Genomic DNA, 17,082 nt, shown 5'->3' on the forward strand with positions numbered 1-17,082 from the left:
GATGATTACATCCCCCGACCCGTCGTTAGATATACGCAAATGTCATCATTCCTGTTCGTGGCATTGGCTTGAACCAAAAGCGGAAGGTGTTTGATTGGTCAGGAAAGTTAGATGTCGGGCTGAAGAGGCCCGACCTACGCGAGCGTGCTTTTGTACCCAACATCTCCGGCCTCCTGAACGTGCTTTGTAGGTCGGGCCTCTTCAGCCCGACATGGCGGCAGGAACTCACCGGTCGATCCGAGACTTGATCTAAAACGAAGTATATAGGAATTTAGTCAAATTTCCAAACCTATGTTCAACTCGGCGACGGTTGGCGTGCCGTCGGGCAGCAGGGTGAAGCGGTGGGCGCAGCCGTCGAGCAGCTTGTGGGCCGGCTTGTCCGTCATGTCCCAACCCGTGGCGAGCGCATAGATTGCGCGGATTACGCCCTTATGGGCAACCGCTCCGGTTGGGTGAGAGCGGGTGGCGGTTTCGGTAAGCCAGGGGCGCAGACGGTCCTGAACATCGCGCGGGCTCTCGCCTTCGGGTGCGCGGAAATCGAGGCCGCAGGCCTCCCATGCCGCCATCAGGTCGCCAAGCTCCGCCCGCAGGTCCGTCAGGGTGCGGCCCTCCCAGGTTCCCCAATCGGTTTCCACGAGACGGGGATCGAAGGTCGGGTCCAATCCCAGTAGGCGTGCCGTCCCGGCGCAGCGGGACAGGGGGCTGGCGACCCAGGTCCTGTCGCGCAGGTGGTCGGGCAGGACCCATTTGCGCACGACGGCTTCACCGTCCGGCGACAGGGGAATGTCGGTGCGGCCCTGGATCAGGCCTTCGGTGTTCCAGGCGGTCGGACCGTGGCGAAGGATCAGGAGGTCGGTCATCGGGAACCCGCTATCTGTTTCAGGAGCGCGTCGAGCGTCCGGGACGCGCCCGCGAAGCCGTGTTCCGCCGCGGCGATCCGTTTCGCCGCAGATCCCATGGCGGCACGGCGCGATTCATCGGTCAACACGGATGCGACCGCTTCGGCAAAGGCCGTTTCGTCACCGATGGGGGTCAGCAGCCCGGTAACCCCGTCACGCACGATGTCGGGAACGCCGCCGGTCCGGCCGGCGACGACGGGCAGGCCGGCGGCCTGGGCTTCCAGCAGGGCCATGCCATAGGCTTCGTTGATGGCAGGCCAGACCATCAGGTCGGCGGCGGCGTAGCACGCGGCGAGCCGGTCGGGCGGCAGGGCGCCGAGGAAGCGGAGGCGGTCGGGCGGGATCTTGCCGAAGCTTTCCTCGACGCAAGTACGCCGGGGGCCGTCGCCGACGACCAGCAGGCGCCAGTCACGGGAGACCAGCCGCTCGAGCGCCCGGGCGAGGATGCGGAAGGAGCGTTGCTTGTCCCCGCCGCGCATCATGCCGACGGCGAGCAGCCAGGGAGCGTCGGGGTCCAGGTCGAGGGAATGGGCGAGGGCGGCACGGTCTGCGATGCCGTCGCGGGGGGATGGAGGTTCGACGAAGGGGCGGAGCACCGACAGACGGTCAGGCGAGGCCAGCAGCGGATGGAGGCATTCGGTATCGGCCGTCGTCAGGGAGATCACGGCATCTGCCTGGGCGATGGCCTGCGCCGCCGCCCTGTGGCCGAGGTCGAAGCGTCCTCCCGCCTGCTTCGGCGCGTAGGAGGCCTCCGCGATCACATAGGGGATGCCGAGGGACCGGCTGACGGCCGGGCCGAGCCAGTCCGGGGCCTTGTGGTAGAGGTGGTAGGTGAACCACAGGTCGGGGGGCGCTTCGCGGAGACGCCGGGTCAGGCGGCCAGCGAGGCGGGCGCCCAAGGTGCCCAGGCGTTCGTGGCGGTTGGGGCTGATACCGTCGTCCCAGCTTCGAAAGTCGCTCGCCAGGGCGACGTCATGGCCGGCATGCTCCAGCGCCGCGATCAGCAGCCGCGCCATCCGGCGGTCGCCCGAAGGCGTCGGGTGGTTCGGTGGCTTCAAAGGGGCGTAGAAGGCTATCCGCATGATGGCTTGGTGTCACGCCCCGGTTTCGTCGGGACGGCTTATTCCTACAGCATTGCTTGTCCCCTTTCCCTCCGGGAGAGGGTCAGGGTGAGGGGCTTGCATGGCAGGAGGCTTGCTGGTTGCGCTTCCCCTCACCCCGACCCTCTCCCCGAGGGAGAGGAGGAAGAATTCGGGTTGATTCAGCAACCCCGCCAGCCGATCCAGCCCGGCTTCGGCGCTGAAATGCGAGCGGACCCGTTCCCGCCCGGCGGTGGCCAGCCGGGTGCGGATGGCTGGATCGCGGGCGAGGGCGACCAGCGCCTCCGCCAGCCCCGCTGCGTCGCCGGGATCGACCAGGACGCCGGTTTCGTCCTCGACGATCAGTTCGGGGATGGCGGCCATTCTGGTGGCGGCGACGGGCAGGCCCATGATCTGGGCTTCCATCAGGACGTTGGGCAGCCCGTCGCGGTCGCCGTCGCTGGCCATGCGGCTGGGCAGGAAGAACAGGTCGGCGGCGATCAGGTTGGCGATCACGACGTCCTGCGGCTGGGCGCCCAGCCAGTCGATGCGGTCGCTCAGCCCGAGCCGTTCGGCCTCGGCCTTCAGGGCCTTTAGCCCGGCGCCGCCGCCGATATGGACCCAGCGCCAGGACAGGTCCGGCGGCAGCAGGGCCAATGCCGCCAGCGCCACGTCGAAGCCCTTCTTCTCGACCGCGCGTCCGATTGAGAGCAGGATCAGCGGGTCGGCGGGGTCGCCGCCCGTACGGGGAGGACGCGATGCGGGCGGCAGCGGGAAGCGGCCGAACTCCAGCCCATGGTAGAGCAGTTCCATCCGCTCAGCCACCGGCGACAGACCGGCCAAATGCGCGTGGCCCATGCGGGTGCAGGTGACGCCCCAGCAGGCATCGGCCAGCTTCTCGCGTTTCTCCCACTCCGGGATGGTCCAGATGTCCTTGGCGTGTGCTGAAAAGCTCCAGGGCAGCTCCGTCAGCAGGGCCGCGTAGCGGGCGACGCTGGAGGGTGTATGGAGGAAATGGGAGTAGATCCGCCCGGTATCGGGCGGCAGTTCCGCTGCAAGCACCATGGCCTGGCCAAACCGGCGGACCCGGTTGCGCGTGCGATCGCGCGCCAGATCCTTCAGCCAGATTTTGCGGGCATGGTTCCAGCCGGGCAGGCGCCGGGCGGTCTTCAGCGCGCGGGCGACCCGTGCCGGCTCGTCATGGAGGTATTCCGGCAGGTAGGTGACCGGCGCCTCGAGCTGGGCGTGCAGGGCATGGGTGGCCTTGTCGGTCGGATGGCGAAGCGAGAACAGATTCAGCTTCAAGCCGCGCCGTTCCAGCCCGACCAGTTCCTGGGCGATGAAGGTTTCCGACAGCCGGGGCCAGCCCTTCAGGACGACGCAGATCGACTTATCAGTGACGGGCAAGGGTCAGGCCCGCCGGCGGAACAGAGTGCGGCGCGCCGGGCGGCGCGGTTCCGACAGATGCCGTTCGGCCAGCCGGTTGACGTTTTCCAGCCCGTCGAGCAGACCCGGGATGATCACGTCGCTGGGCGCCTGCTGCTGCGGCAACTGGCGCAGCGCCGTCGCCATGGCATGGGCGTCGCGGACGCCGTCGTCGGGCAGCATGCTGACGAGCCCAAGCTCCTGCGCGCGGCTGGCGCGGATGAACTGTTCCAGCCTGGGCACCATGCGCGGCACGATCAGCGCCTTCTTGTCGAACGACAGGATCTCGCAGAAGGTGTTGTAGCCGCCCATCGCGACGACGCCTGATGCCTTCGCCATCAGGCTTTCGAGCTGCGACTCGAATGTCAGCGCCTCGACCATCGGCAGCGCCGCCGCCCGCGCCAGGAACTCGTTCTGAAGCTCCCGGTTCATGAAAGGGCCGAGCACGATCAGGGCGCGATGGGGCAGCTTGCGGTCGGCCTCGTAGGCGCGCAGCACCCAGTCGACCATGTCCTCGCCGTCGCCCCCGCCGCCGGGAGTGACCAGGATGAACGGGTCTTCCGGCATGTCCGGCAGGTCGGCATGGGGGGAAGCGCTGCGTTCCAGGTAGCCGGTATAGACCATCTTCCTACGGACCGACGGCGGCACCTTGATGCCATCCAGCGGATCGCAGATCTGCGGCAGGCCATAGACCCACAGCTCGTCGTAGAGCTTGTCGAGCGCGGGGAGCACCTTCTTCCGCTCCCATTCCGGGGCCAGCGCCGATGGTTCGTCCATCACGTCGCGCAATCCCAGGACCAGCGGCGTGCCCCGCGCTTTCAGCATCTGGAGGGTTTCGAGGACCTCGCCGCGCAGGCCGAGCGGCTCCTTGTCCACGATGAATAGATCAGGGTCGAAGATTTCCGCCGTGTGGCGGATGATCGAGGCCCGCATGGCCAGCATCTCGTCGATGTCGATATGCAGGTTGAGCGAGGTGTACTCGCCGTTCCGCAGCTTGATGACGCCGGGAATGCGGACGAAATCGACCCGGCTGCGGAAGTCGAAGCTGCCGATGATCGGCGAACCCGACAGGATCAGGACTGAAAGGTTCTTGTGACGTTCTACCAATGCGTGGGCGATCGTCCGGCAGCGGCGCAGGTGACCGAGGCCGAAGGTGTCGTGGCTGTAGATCAGCACGCGACTGTGCTCGCGGCCCTGAACTGTGCGATTGCTCATGCGCGGTCACTCATCGCGTCATCCTCGGCATCCTGTCGAGCTTCCGGATGTTCCGCCGCTTGGCCGGATCTGAAGCCCTTTGGGATCAATGCTAACGTCAGTCTCTAGCAGAATACCTGGGTATCGACCATGTGAATTGCCGGGTGCCAATCCATCAGGTACTCTTGTTTCCACTTTTTCCCCGCCCTGACGATTCGGGCTGGGCCATCGTTTCGGATATCAGAGGTATGGAAAAGAGCATCTTTCGCTTCGTGCTGCGATATAGTACGCGGCAGCAGGTGGTGATTCTGCTGCTTACCCTATCTTCATTTCCGTTTCTTTACTATTCTCTTGAACTGCCTAAGCAGATTGTAAACGACGCCATCGGGGGCCAGAATTTTCCTAAGGAATTCTTCGGCTACCAGTTCGAACAGGTGCCGTATCTAGTTCTGCTGTCACTTTTGTTTTTGACGCTGGTAGTGGTCAACGGCGTCTTCAAGTTTCGCATCAACACTCTCAAGGGACGGCTGGGCGAGCGGATGCTTCGCCGGCTGCGCTACGAGCTTTACGCCCGCGTGATCCGTTTTCCGCTGCCGCGCTTCCGCAAGGTCAGCCAGGGCGAGATCATCCCCATGATCACGGCGGAGGTCGAGCCTCTGGGCGGCTTCATCGGCGACTCGATAGCCTTGCCGGTGTTCCAGGGCGGCACGCTGCTGGTCTACCTTACCTTCATCTTCATGCAGGACCCGATCCTGGGAGCGGCGGCGGTTTCCCTCTATCCGTTCCAGGGATGGCTGATCCCGCGGCTTCAGCGCAAGGTCAACCAGCTCGGCAAGCAGCGTGTCCGGGCGATGCGCCAGATCTCCGACCGGATAGGCGAATCGGTGTCGGGCATGCCCGAGATCCATGCCCATGATACATCCGCCTGGCATCTGGCCGATCTCTCCCATCGCTACGGCGATGTCTACGATATCCGCTTCGAGATCTTCCAGCGCAAGTTCTTTATCAAGTTTCTCAATAACTTCATAAATCAGCTGACGCCGTTCTTCTTTTATCTGATCGGCGGATACCTGGTGATCAAGGGCAGTATCAGCTTCGGTTCTCTCGTCGCGGTGCTGGCGGCCTACAAGGATCTGGCAGGCCCCTGGAAGGAGCTGCTCGACTATTATCAGATGAAGGAGGATATCCGGATCAAGTACGAGCAGGTGATCGAGCAGTTCGACCTGCCCGAACTGATGCCGGCGGCATTGATCGCGGCGGACGCCGATCCGGGGCAGCGGCTGACCGGCGCCATGGTGTTCAGCAACGTCTCGTTCGGCGAGGATACCGGCCCGAAGATCCTGGACAATGTGAGCTGTACGCTGCCGCTGGACGCCCATACCGCCATCGTCGGCGGCCCTGGACGCGACGAGTTCGCCATGCTGGTGGCCCGCCTGCTGATGCCGACGGGCGGACGCATCCGGGTCGGCGACAAGGACCTGTCCCAGTTGCCGGAGGCGGTCACCGGCCGGCGGATCGCCTATGTCGGGCAGACGAGCTACATGTTCACCGCAAGCTTGCGCGACAACCTGTATTACGGGCTGCGCCACCGGCCGCTGAAGCCGTCGGAACTGGACGAGCGCGCCCAGGCGGAGTGGAAGCGCCGTGCCCACGAGTCCAAGGAGGCCGGCAACACCGACTTCCCGCTCGACGCCGACTGGATCGACTATCAGGCGGCTGGATGCGACGGGCCGGATACCCTGCGCCGTCGTACCATGGAGGTGCTGGCGATGGTCGACCTGTCGGACGACGTCTACGGCCTTGGGCTGAACGGCACGCTGAACGGCGAGAACTGCGGCGATGTGGTCAAGCGCATCCTGGAGGCGCGGACGGCGCTGCGGGCGGAATTGGCCCAGCCGTCGATGCGGTCGCTGGTCGAAGTCTGGAACCCGGAACGGTACAACAACAACGCCACTGTGGCCGAGAACCTGCTGTTCGGCAGTCCGGTCGGGCCTGTCTTCGCGATCGACAGCATGGCGGAGAACACCTACGTGCTGGAAGTCCTGGAAAAGGTCGGCATGACCGGTGATTTCCTGGACATGGGCGTTCAGGTGGCGCGGACCATGATCGAGTTGTTCGCCGATCTGCCGCCGGGCCATCAGTTCTTCGAGCAGTTCAGCTTCATCAGCTCGGAAGACCTGCCGGACTTCCAGCCGATCGTGGCTAAGGCCGACAAGGACGGTCTGGACAGCCTGAAGCCGGAGGAGAAGCGCCGGCTGATGGCGCTGCCGTTCAAGCTGATCCCCGCCCGGCACCGCCTGGGCCTGATGAACCCCGACCTGGAGCGCCGGCTGCTGGAAGCCCGTCAGGTCTTCGCCCGCGATCTGCCCGACGCCCTGCGCGGCTGTGTCGAGTTCTTCGTGGAGGACGCGTACAACGCGGCGTCGACCATCCAGGACAACATCCTGTTCGGGAAGGTCGCGTACGGGCAGGCGCAGGTCGGCGGCAAGGTCGGGCGGCTGATGGCTCAGGTCATCGACGAACTGGGCCTGCGGGAAACCATCCAGGAGATCGGCCTGGACCATTATGTCGGCGTGGCCGGGTCGCGTCTGTCCAGGGCACAGCGGCAGAAGGTGGCGCTGGCGCGCGGCATCCTGAAAAACCCCGACCTGCTGGTGATCAACGAGGCAACCGCCGGTCTGGACGGCGCCAGCCAGAGCCAGATCCATAACGCGATCCTGGAGGAACGCCAGGGGCGCGGGGTGGTGTGGGTATTGCATAGGCCAAGCATCGCCCGGCGGTTCGACCAGACCCTGGTGCTGCGCGGCGGGCAGCTTGCCGAGCACGGCAGTTATCAGGATCTGGACAAGCCGGGTACAGTCATGCACGAGTTGCTGGCGGCCGAGTGACGTGTAAAGGCGGGATACGCCATGGAGCCGAACAGCAAGTGTGCGGCATGAACGCACCGTAACAGGAGACGCCGACGTGAGCCTTGCCGAAGAAGTCGAGCTGCTGCGCAGGATACCCATGTTCGCCAACGTGGAGATCAGCAAGCTGAAGCTGCTGGCCTTTACCAGCGAGCGGGTCTCTTTTCATGCGGGTGACGTCCTGTTCCAACAGAACGAAATGGGCAGCAGCGCGTTCATCATCGTGTCCGGAGAAGCGGATATCACGGTCGATACGCCGGGCGGCCCTCTGGTCGTGGCCCATGTCGGCCGCAACGATTTCATCGGCGAGATCGCGATCCTGTGCGATGTGCCGCGGACGGCCAGCGTCGTGGCGCGGACCGATATGACGACGCTGTGCATATCGAAGGACCTGTTCTTCCGGATGGTGACCGAGTTTCCCCAGATGGCGGTCGAGATCATGCGCGTGCTGGCGCAGCGGCTGGAGAACACGACCCGGCAGTTGCAGGAAGCGGTCTCCGGCGCCAAGCCGGGCTGACATGCCCGGGCCGATGTGGCTGGGCCGATGTGGCTGGGCCGATGTGGCTGAGCTGACGTTATCGACGTACGGAATATTTGAAGAAGGGTTTCCATGAGCCGGTTGGACAGTTTCATCAGGCGCGTCACCGCCCAGCGGGATTGCCTGAACGCCGCGGCCGTTCTGGTCCGCGACCTGCCCGGCCCGGTGCTGGAGTTCGGCCTCGGCAATGGCCGGACCTACGATCACCTGCGCTCGCTGCTGCCGGACCGCCAAATCTTCGTGTTCGAGCGGCAAGTTGCGGCGCATCCGGACTGCATTCCGCCGGACGAGTGCCTGCTGCTGGGCGACTTGCACGAAACCCTTGACGGGGCGGGGGCCGTGATCGGCGCACCGGCGGTCCTGGCCCATGTCGATATCGGCTCGGGCGATCCCGCCGCCAACGCGGAGCTGGCGGCCTTCCTGGCGCCGCGCCTGCATAAGCTGATGTCGACGGGCGGGATCGTGGTCAGCGACCAGGACCTGGGCATCGCCGAGTGGGAGCCGGTGGCGCTGCCGTCGGGGGTCAGGCAGGGGCGCTACTTCATGCGGCGGGTCTGACCGGAGATGGACGGTATCGGCTCGTTAGGACCGTGCTCGTCGGGCTGAAGAGGCCCGACACCTGACGTTCCAGACAGGTCAAGCTTAAAGACCGTCGGCATTATTGCATAATCGGCTTCGACTAAAGCCAGACGTCTCATCTCATCGAATTTTAACAAACCTCCCTAGTATACTAACGGATTGCGGCGTACCGAGGTGCGCGCCTAATCAAGAATTCCGTTGGGGGGCTCAATCATGGCGGACGGGTCATTCTTGCCACCGACCAGGGCTTTGACGACCGAGACCGAGGCTGCTATCGGCGAGCTGGCACGGGAAGTCGGCAACCTGGGTGTGGCGTTCGCCGATGTGGCGGGACATGTCGAGGATGTCAGCGGCCGTATCTCCCTTCAGGTTTCCGTCCTGGACGAGTTGCGCGGCGAAGCCGCCGCCATGTCCGCCGGGACGGGCAACGTCAACGCCGCGGCGGTCGCCGCGCGCGCGGTGACCGCCAATGCACAGGACCAGGTGGCATTGGGCCGCGGGCAGGTTGACAACGCGCTGTCGGGCCTGCGGACCTTGACCGAGGACGTGACGGCGATCGAGAAGCAGTCGGGTGACTTGACCGAAGCGCTGAACCGCGTCGGCCGGGTCGCGAACGAGATCAGCGCCATCGCCAAGCAGACCAACCTGCTGGCGCTCAACGCGACGATCGAGGCGGCGCGGGCGGGTGAGGCCGGGCGAGGCTTCGCGGTGGTGGCCCACGAAGTCAAGGCGCTGGCCGGCAAAACAGCGTCGGCGACGCAGGAGATCGATTCGACCCTGCGTTACCTGACCGAACAGGTGAAGGCGCTGGCGGCGCGCGGCACCGGAGCCGCCGTGAAGGCTTCGGCCGTCGGCGTTGATGCCAACCGGCTGGGCGAGCTGATGGTGACCCTGGCCGACGCCATCGGCGACGTCGACCAGGAGCAGGATCGGATCGAGGACGCGGCGGGGGAGATCGCTGCCAGCATCGGGACGGTCGAGCGGCGCATCGTCGATCTTTCCTCCGCCGTCACCCAGTCCAGCGGCAACCTGAACCACGCGCGCGACCGGCTGAACGGCCTGCTGGCTTCCAGCGAGAAGCTGATCGGGCTGTCGACCCGGCTGGATGTGGAGACGGTCGATACGCCGTTCATCCGCGCCGTTCAGGAGAACGCGGCGCGCGTCACGGCGATCCTGGAGCAGGCGATCGACGCGGGCACGCTGACGATGGAGGCGCTGTTCGACGATACCTACAAGCCGGTGCCGGGCACGTCGCCCGAGCAATGCGTCACCCGCTTCAGCGATCCGGCGGACCGGCTGCTGGGGACCTGTCTCGACAGCGTGCTGGAGGTGTCGAACCGCATCGTCTTCTGCAACGTGACGGACCGCAACGGCTATTTCCCGACCCACAACACCAAGTATCGCCATCCTCAGCGGCCGGGGGAAACCCAGTGGAACGCGGCCAACAGCAGGAACCGGCGCATGTTCAACGACCGGGTCGGGCTGGGTGCCGGCCGCAACCGGGAGCCTTTCCTGTTGCAGGCCTACCGGCGGGACATGGGAGGCACCTTCGAGTTGATGAAGGACGTATCGGCGCCCGTCGTCGTGAAGGGGCGGCATTGGGGCGGGCTGCGGATCGCGTACCGGGTCTGAGGCGTACGGAGTTTGGTAGCAAAGGCCTGAAACGAAAAACGCCGCTCCCCCCGGTGTTGAGAGAAGCGGCGCGATCCGGGAAGCTCGATTACTCGGCTTCGGCCTTCTTGCTCAGGTCTTCGCCGGTGGCCTGATCGACCATCTTCATCGACAGCTTGACCTTGCCGCGATCGTCGAAGCCGAGGACCTTGACCTTGACCTCGTCACCCTGCTTGACCACGTCGGCGACCTTGCCGACGCGCTCGTTCTTCAGCTCGGAGATGTGGACCAGACCGTCGCGCGAGCCCAGGAAGTTCACGAAGGCGCCGAAATCGACGACCTTCACGACCTTGCCGGTGTAGACGACGCCCAGTTCCGGCTCCGCGACGATGCCGCGGATCCAGTCGATGGCGGCTTGGCCGGCCTTGCCGTCGACGGCGGCGACCTTGACGGTGCCGTCATCCTCGATGTCGATCTTGGCGCCGGTCTGCTCGACGATCTCGCGGATCACCTTGCCGCCGGAGCCGATCACGTCGCGGATCTTCTCCTTGGGGATGTTGATGATCGTGATGCGCGGAGCGTTCTGGTTGACGTCGTCGCGCGCACCGCCGATCGCCTTCGCCATCTCGCCCAGGATGTGCAGCCGTCCGCCGCGCGCCTGATCGAGGGCCACGCGCATGATCTCCTCGGTGATCGAGGTGATCTTGATGTCCATCTGGAGGGCGGTGACGCCCTTCTCGGTGCCGGCGACCTTGAAGTCCATGTCGCCCAGGTGATCCTCGTCGCCGAGGATGTCGGACAGCACGGCGTAGCCGCGGTCTTCCTTGATCAGGCCCATCGCGATGCCGGCCACCGGACGGGGCAGGGGAGCGCCGGCATCCATCAGCGCCAGCGAGGTGCCGCAGACGGTCGCCATGGAGGACGAGCCGTTGGACTCGGTGATCTCCGAGACAATGCGCATCGTGTATGGGAACTGCTCCTTCGTGGGGAGCAGCGGACGGACCGCGCGCCATGCCAGCTTGCCGTGGCCGATCTCGCGGCGGCCGGGCGACCCGACGCGGCCGGCTTCACCGACCGAGTAGGGCGGGAAGTTGTAGTGCAGCATGAAGCTTTCGCGGTACTCGCCTTCCAGCGCGTCGATGATCTGCTCGTCCTGGCTGGTGCCGAGAGTCGCGACCACGAGGGCCTGGGTCTCGCCGCGGGTGAACAGGGCGGAACCGTGGGCGCGCGGCAGCATGCCGACTTCGGCGACGATCTGGCGGATATCGGTGGTGCTGCGGCCGTCGATCCGGCGGCCGGTGTCGATCACGGCGCCGCGCAGGACGTCGCTCTCCAGCTCCTTGAACAGGGAAGCGATCGCTTCCGGAGCGATTTCCTCGCCGTGGGTCTCGATCGCCTTCTTCTTGGCGGCGTCCAGCTTGGTGTGCCGGTCCTGCTTCTTCCGCTCGGTGTAGGCGGCCGTGATGTCCTCGCCGACGGTGGCGAGCAGCTTGGCCTTGATGGCGTTGGCGTCGTACGGCAGCGCCGGCAGGTCCCAGGGCTCCTTGGCGCACTGCTCGGCCAGCTCGATGATGGCGTCGATGACGGGCTGGAAGCTGCGGTGGCCGAACATGACGGCGCCGAGCATCACTTCCTCGGTCAGTTCGTTGGCTTCGGACTCGACCATCAGCACGCCGTCGCGGGTGCCGGCGACGACCAGGTCGAGGTCGCCTTCTTCGTCGTCGACCAGCGGGTTCAGCACGTATTCGCCGTTCTTGTAGGCGACGCGGGCGGCGCCGACCGGACCCATGAAGGGCAGGCCGGAAATCGTCAGGGCGGCCGAGGTGCCGACCAGCGCCACGATGTCGGGGTCGTTCTCCATGTCGTGGCTCAGCACGGTGCAGATGACCTGCGTCTCGTTGCGGAAGCCGTCGACGAACAGCGGGCGGATCGGCCGGTCGATCAGGCGGCTGACCAGCGTCTCCTTCTCGGACGGCCGGCCTTCGCGCTTGAAGAAGCCGCCGGGGATCTTACCGGCGGCGAACGCCTTCTCCTGGTAATTGACCGTCAGCGGGAAGAAATCCTGACCGGGCTTCGCGGCCTTGGCACCCACGACGGTGCAGAGCACCGTCGTCTCGCCGTACGTCGCCATGACGGCGCCATCGGCCTGACGGGCGACCTTACCGGTCTCCAGGACCAGCTTTCTTCCGCCCCAATCGATTTCTTTTCTGAAGACGTTGAACATTGTTTCTTCCTTCCATCCGACACCCGAACCATCCCGGATTGGATGGTTCGAGCCGGGGCCTCCAGTCGTTCTCGACCCCGCATGTAAACAGGCCAGCAGCAGAACAGGCTAAAGGCCGGTCAAGGACGATTCCTCACCGGCATACGATAGCTCATCAATGAAATGCAGCCGTAAGTTTCTTATCCGCCGCGAAGAAGGCTTCGCGGCGGATCAAGAACAGACGCACGCCACAGCCCGGCGACCGCTTCGTCATGATGCGAAGTCCGGTCGGTTCGGCGGTCCGGGCTGGTTTCGGCAAACGGAAATATCCGATGGCGGCGTGCGGGAATGCCTGTGCCTTAGCGGCGCAGGCCGAGACGCTGGATCAGCTGCTCGTAGCGGCCGACGTTCTTGCGCTTCAGGTAGTCGAGCAGGCTGCGGCGCTGACCGACCATGACCAGGAGACCACGACGGCTGTGGAAGTCCTTCTTGTGGGTCTGGAGGTGTTCGGTCAGGTTGCGGATGCGCTCCGACAGGATGGCGACCTGGACTTCCGGCGAACCGGTATCGCTCTCGCCCGTCTTGTATTCCTGGATGACTTCCTGCTTGCGTTCGGCAGTAATCGACATCGGGATCTCCGTTCAATAGTCGAGTTGATTCAAAGGTTCAGTACACGCACCGGCCGGATCTCTCCGCCTTCGACCTTGGCCAACGCCACCGGCTTGCCGCCGGAAACGGCTAAAACGACAGCGCCATCGCCCGACGGATCGTAGTCCAGGCTTTCTAGCCTTTCGCGATCCTGCCGGCGCAACAGTGCCACCGTTTGACCCAGTCTCAGTCGGTGCGCTTCAGCTTCCGTCAGGGCGAACGCCGGGATGTCGTCCAGCGCCGTCTCGATCGGAAGCAGAAGTCTTTCGACGGCGGCACCTTGCTCCAGCGCCGCCAGATCGTCCAGGGAAATCGCCTTTTCAAGCGTAAAAGAACCCACATTCAGCCGCCGGAGCCGCGTTATGTGGCCGACCGTGCCCAAAGCGAGGGCAAGATCGCGCGCTAGCGAGCGCATATAGGTCCCTTTGCCGCATTCCACCTCGAAATCCGCGTGATCGGCGTCGGGAAGGCCGATCAGGTGGAAACCGTCGATGCGGACGATGCGGGATGCCAGCTCCACCGTCTCGCCCGCGCGGGCAAGATCGTAGGCGCGCTCGCCATCCACCTTGATGGCGGAGAACTGGGGCGGCACCTGGGAGATTTCGCCCTGGAAAGCCTCGAGCGCCACCTCGATCTCGTCCTCGGTCGGGCGCTTGTCGCTGGTCGCGATGACGCTGCCTTCGAGGTCGTCGGTGGTGGTCTGCTCACCCCAGCGGAGGCGGAAACGGTAGGTCTTGGTGCCGTCCATGGCATAGGCGACCGTCTTGGTCGCCTCGCCGAAGGCGATGGGGAGGACGCCGGTCGCGATCGGGTCGAGCGTGCCGCCATGCCCCGCCTTTTCGGCGTTGAGCAGGCGGCGGACCCGCGCCATGACCTGGGTGGACGTCATTCCGGGCGGCTTGTCGATGACCAGCCAGCCGTGGATAGGGACTCCCTTGCGCTTACGCGCCACGGCGGCCTCGGCCGTTAGAGGATTTCAGGGGAGCGGACTTGTCGCCGTCGTTCGGCTCATCCTCTTCGTACTCCGTCTCGTCCTCGTCCTCGTCTTCGTCCTCGTCGTCCTCGTCTTCTTCCTCGTACTCGGGACCGTCCTCGTCTTCGTCTTCTTCGTCGTCGAGGTCGTCTTCCTCTTCGTACTCGGCTTCGTCGTGACCGGGACCGTCGCCGTTCATCCCGGTGTGGGTGCCGTTGTGGGTCTCGGTGATGTCGCCGTCATCTTCGTCCTCGTCCGCGTCGTTCTCGTCGTCGCTGGTGGCGAGGTCGCGGGCGACTTCCGGATCGTGCAACAGGCGGTTGATGTGGTCGGCGTATTCGAAGGACGTGTCCGCCTCGAACGACAACGTCGGCACATAGCGCAGCTTGATCGCGCGGGCGATCTGGGCGCGGAAGAAGGCGGCGGCGCGGCGCATGGCGGCCACGGTCTCGCCGACCTGCCCGCCGCCCAGCGGCGTAATGAAGGCGGTGGCGTTGCGCAGGTCCGGGCTGATTCGGACTTCCGTCACGGTGACGTTGAGGCTTTGCAGTTCGGGATCGCGGAAGTCGCCCCGGCGCAGGACTTCGGCCAGCGCGTGGCGCAGTTCTTCGCCGACACGCAGTTGCCGTTGCGACGGGCCGCGGGCTGAGCGTTTGTTGCTCATTAATTCGATTCCTTTTTCACCGATGGCAAAGGGATGCCGATCGATACCGACGGGGCTTCCTGATGAACCGTCAGCGGGCTTGAACGGCCCATTTCGCAGTAGCAAAGCGGATTGGTGCTGGTTTCCGGTGCCTGTCATCCTGAGTCGGCAGCGTCACGACATCAAGAGAGTGGAGGAGGACCGGAAAATCCTCGCACGGGTATCGGGTCATAAAGTCCCGATACCCCGCGAGGTCTTCGGCGACAGCTCCTGTCAGAGCTGGCGCGCCACTTCTTCGATCTCGTAGGCTTCGATCACGTCACCGGCCTGGACGTTCTCGTAGTTCTCGAACGCCATGCCGCATTCGTAACCCTCACGCACTTCGCGGACTTCGTCCTTGAAGCGCTTCAGTGTCTTCAGCGTGCCGGTGTGGATGACCACGTTGTCACGCAGCAGACGGACGCCGGCGCCACGCTTGACGATGCCTTCGGTGATCATGCAGCCGGCGACCTTGCCGACCTTGGTGATGTTGAAGACTTCGCGGATCTGGGCGTTGCCCAGGAAGCGTTCGCGCAGGATCGGCGACAGCATGCCGGTGAGGGCCGCCTTCACGTCGTCGATGACATCGTAGATGACCGAATAGTAGCGAATCTCGATGCCGTCGCGCTTGGCCATCTCGCGGGCCTGGGGGTTCGCACGGACGTTGAAGCCGAAGATCATGGCCTTGGACGCGTTCGCCAGGGTCACGTCGGATTCGTTGATGGCGCCGACCGAGCTGTGGAGCACCCGCACCTTCACTTCCGTGTTGGTGCTGGTCAGACGCTCCAGGGCGCCGCTGATCGCCTCGATCGAACCCTGCACGTCGCCCTTGATGACGATCGGCAGTTCCTTGGCTTCACCGGCCTGGATGCGGGTGAACATCTGCTCCAGGGTACCGCGCGACCCGGCCGCCGACGCCGCTTCGCGCTTCTTGCGCTGGCGGAACTCGGTGATCTCGCGGGCACGGGCCTCGGTCTCGACCACGGCGAACTCGTCACCGGCCATCGGCGTGCCGTTGAGGCCGAGGACCTCGATCGGCATGGCGGGACCGGCGCTGTCGGTGCTGGCGCCACGGTCGTTGACCAGGGCGCGGACACGGCCCCACTCGGCGCCGGCGACGAAGATGTCGCCGACCCGCAGGGTGCCGCGCTGGACCAGCACGGTGGCGACCGAACCACGGCCGCGCTCCAGCTTCGCCTCGATCACGACGCCTTCGGCAATACGGTTCGGGTTGGCCTTCAGCTCCAGGATTTCGGCCTGGAGGAGGATGGCCTCCTCGATCTTGTCGAGACCCATGCGGGTCTTGGCCGAGACTTCCACCGCCAGCACGTCGCCGCCCATCTCTTCGACGACCAGTTCGTGCTGGAGCAGTTCCTGACGGACCCGGTCGGGGTTGGCGTCGGGAAGGTCGCACTTGTTGATCGCGACGATGATCGGAACCTGCGCCGCCTTGGCGTGATGGATGGCTTCGACCGTCTGCGGCATGATGCCGTCGTCGGCCGCCACCACCAGCACCACGACGTCCGTGACGTTGGCGCCGCGCGCCCGCATCTCGGTGAAGGCGGCATGGCCGGGGGTATCGATGAAGGTGATCTTGCCGCCGGAGCCGAGCACGACCTGATAGGCGCCGATGTGCTGGGTGATGCCGCCGGCCTCGCGGGAGGCGACGTCGGTCGACCGCAGCGCGTCGAGCAGCGAGGTCTTGCCGTGGTCGACGTGGCCCATGACGGTGACGACGGGAGCCCTGGAAATCAGGTTCTCCTCGATGTCCTCGTCGCCCTTCAGGCCGACTTCGACGTCCGATTCCGAAACGCGGCGCATCCGGTGGCCGAACTCGGCCACGACCAGCTCCGCCGTGTCGGCGTCGATGGTCTGGTTGATCGTCGCCATCACGCCCATGCGCATCAGCGACTTGATCACGTCGGCGCCGCGCTCGGCCATGCGGTTGGCCAGTTCCTGCACCGTGATGACTTCGGGGACCACCACGTCGCGGGTGATCTTCTGGGTCTCCTGGCGCATGTTCAGGCGCTGCTTCTCGCGCTCTCGCGCTCTCCGCAACGCGGCCATGCTGCGGGTCCGTTCGGACTCGTCGCCGCTCAGCGCCTGGGTGACCGTCATCTTGCCGCTGCCGCGGCGGCGGTCGCCGGCCTTGCCCTTGGGGGCGGCCGGAGCCTTGGCCGGAGCCTTGGGAGCGCCGGCGCCACCGGGAGCAACCTTGCGGCGGCCACGGTCGTCCTCTTCCTCGTGGACAGGAGCCGGAACCGGCCTGCCTGCGACGGCATCGGCCGCGGCGGGAGCGCGCGCCGGAGCGGGACCCCGGCGGCGGTCGTCGTCGCCGGACCGGG

12 protein-coding genes and 1 pseudogene are annotated in these 17,082 nt (G+C 65.4%); 4 read left to right on the forward strand and 9 right to left on the reverse strand.

Features of this window, described 5'->3' with window-relative positions:
• Positions 1–275: 275 nt before the first annotated feature.
• From N826_RS10755 to N826_RS42965, 4 genes are read right to left on the reverse strand one after another with little or no spacing between them, the layout of a single operon-like run.
• Positions 276–860: a histidine phosphatase family protein gene (locus N826_RS10755; RefSeq protein WP_044428443.1), complete on the reverse strand. Its 585-nt coding sequence runs from the start codon at positions 858–860 to the stop codon at positions 276–278.
• Positions 857–1,981 (reverse strand): glycosyltransferase family 4 protein, encoded by a 1,125-nt coding sequence (locus N826_RS10760; RefSeq protein WP_044428445.1) that lies wholly within the window; start codon positions 1,979–1,981, stop codon positions 857–859. The genes N826_RS10755 and N826_RS10760 overlap by 4 nt, the downstream gene beginning before the upstream one ends.
• 12 nt (positions 1,982–1,993) lie before the next feature.
• Positions 1,994–3,385 carry a glycosyltransferase family 4 protein gene (locus tag N826_RS42960; protein ID WP_063772233.1) on the reverse strand — a complete coding sequence of 464 codons (1,392 nt, stop codon included), beginning with the start codon at positions 3,383–3,385 and terminating at the stop codon, positions 1,994–1,996.
• A 3-nt stretch (positions 3,386–3,388) separates the two neighbouring features.
• A complete protein-coding gene (locus tag N826_RS42965) occupies positions 3,389–4,618 on the reverse strand; it encodes a glycosyltransferase family protein (protein WP_044428446.1) in 1,230 nt (409 codons plus the stop codon).
• Between the two features lie 227 nt (positions 4,619–4,845).
• Here N826_RS42965 and N826_RS10775 point away from each other — a divergent pair, with 227 nt between their 5' ends.
• The 4 genes from N826_RS10775 (at position 4,846) to N826_RS10790 (ending at position 10,252) form a co-directional block, all read left to right on the forward strand.
• Positions 4,846–7,485 carry an ABC transporter ATP-binding protein gene (locus N826_RS10775; protein ID WP_044428449.1) on the forward strand — a complete coding sequence of 880 codons (2,640 nt, stop codon included), beginning with the start codon at positions 4,846–4,848 and terminating at the stop codon, positions 7,483–7,485.
• A 76-nt stretch (positions 7,486–7,561) separates the two neighbouring features.
• Complete coding sequence (locus tag N826_RS10780; RefSeq protein ID WP_044428452.1) at positions 7,562–8,020, forward strand: cyclic nucleotide-binding domain-containing protein; 459 nt, start codon at positions 7,562–7,564, stop codon at positions 8,018–8,020.
• A gap of 93 nt (positions 8,021–8,113) precedes the next feature.
• Complete coding sequence (locus tag N826_RS10785; protein WP_044428455.1) at positions 8,114–8,599, forward strand: class I SAM-dependent methyltransferase; 486 nt, start codon at positions 8,114–8,116, stop codon at positions 8,597–8,599.
• A gap of 234 nt (positions 8,600–8,833) precedes the next feature.
• Positions 8,834–10,252: a methyl-accepting chemotaxis protein gene (locus N826_RS10790; protein WP_044428456.1), complete on the forward strand. Its 1,419-nt coding sequence runs from the start codon at positions 8,834–8,836 to the stop codon at positions 10,250–10,252.
• Between the two features lie 88 nt (positions 10,253–10,340).
• On the opposite strand, the gene pnp is transcribed toward N826_RS10790, so the two are convergent.
• From pnp to infB, 5 genes and pseudogenes are all read right to left on the reverse strand, one after another.
• Positions 10,341–12,455, reverse strand: a complete 2,115-nt coding sequence (pnp, locus tag N826_RS10795; protein ID WP_044428459.1) for a polyribonucleotide nucleotidyltransferase — start codon at positions 12,453–12,455, stop codon at positions 10,341–10,343.
• A 338-nt stretch (positions 12,456–12,793) separates the two neighbouring features.
• Positions 12,794–13,063 (reverse strand): 30S ribosomal protein S15, encoded by a 270-nt coding sequence (rpsO, locus tag N826_RS10800; protein ID WP_044428460.1) that lies wholly within the window; start codon positions 13,061–13,063, stop codon positions 12,794–12,796.
• A 29-nt stretch (positions 13,064–13,092) separates the two neighbouring features.
• The gene (truB, locus tag N826_RS10805; protein ID WP_044428461.1) at positions 13,093–14,034 is read right to left on the reverse strand and encodes a tRNA pseudouridine(55) synthase TruB; all 942 of its coding nucleotides are present in this window, start codon (positions 14,032–14,034) and stop codon (positions 13,093–13,095) included.
• 256 nt (positions 14,035–14,290) lie between these two features.
• Positions 14,291–14,719 (reverse strand): annotated as a pseudogene (rbfA, locus tag N826_RS45885) (30S ribosome-binding factor RbfA); the annotation flags it as partial.
• Between the two features lie 252 nt (positions 14,720–14,971).
• Positions 14,972–17,082: translation initiation factor IF-2 (gene infB / locus N826_RS10815; protein WP_044428466.1), on the reverse strand; the 2,111-nt coding region annotated here is incomplete at its 5' end.

The organism is Skermanella aerolata KACC 11604 (genome assembly GCF_000936425.1).
In the GTDB taxonomy this organism is placed as follows: domain Bacteria; phylum Pseudomonadota; class Alphaproteobacteria; order Azospirillales; family Azospirillaceae; genus Skermanella; species Skermanella aerolata.